Raw genomic sequence first — 539 nt, forward strand, 5'->3', positions numbered from 1 at the left:
GCCTGGTCGACCGCGAGGAGCGCGGCCTCGCCCACGCACTGGCCCGCCCCTCGATACAGGACCCGTACCGCATGGTCGAGGAGCGCGAGGAGCGGGTGTCGGCCCTGCTGGGCCGCTCCCGGCGCACCCTCGGCCACCTCCTGGACCGCGCCGACTCCGAGCTGGCCCACACCCGCGCCCGGGTCGTGGCCCTCTCCCCCGCGGCGACGCTGGAGCGGGGGTACGCGGTCCTCCAGACGGCCGAGGGCGCCGTGGTGCGGGCTCCGGCCGAGGTGGCGTACGGCGCGGAGCTGCGGGCCAGGGTCGCGGAGGGCGAGCTGGTGGTGCGCAGGGTCGAGGGTGCCGAGGAGGCGGCCGGGGACGCCGCGGGGTGAGCCGGGGCCGGCGGGGTGCGCCGCCGGGCCGGAAGACGGCGGGCGGGTCCGCCGGGGCAGGGACACGACAGGCCGCGAGGCCACCGAGACGACGACGGGCCGGCCGAGCGCCGGGCCGGGAGAAGGACCACACGATGACCACGACACCCACCACCGGCGAGGCGG

The 539-nt window shown here is 79.2% G+C and carries 1 protein-coding gene; it reads left to right on the forward strand.

Features of this window, described 5'->3' with window-relative positions; genetic code table 11:
- Window positions 1–374, forward strand: a 374-nt coding sequence (locus ACFV9O_RS40585; protein WP_385428147.1) for an exodeoxyribonuclease VII large subunit, incomplete at its 5' end; no start/stop codon positions are given.
- Window positions 375–539 lie beyond the last annotated feature (165 nt).

The organism is Streptomyces sp. NPDC059909 (assembly GCF_042730885.1).
Classification (GTDB): Bacteria; Actinomycetota; Actinomycetes; order Streptomycetales; family Streptomycetaceae; genus Streptomyces.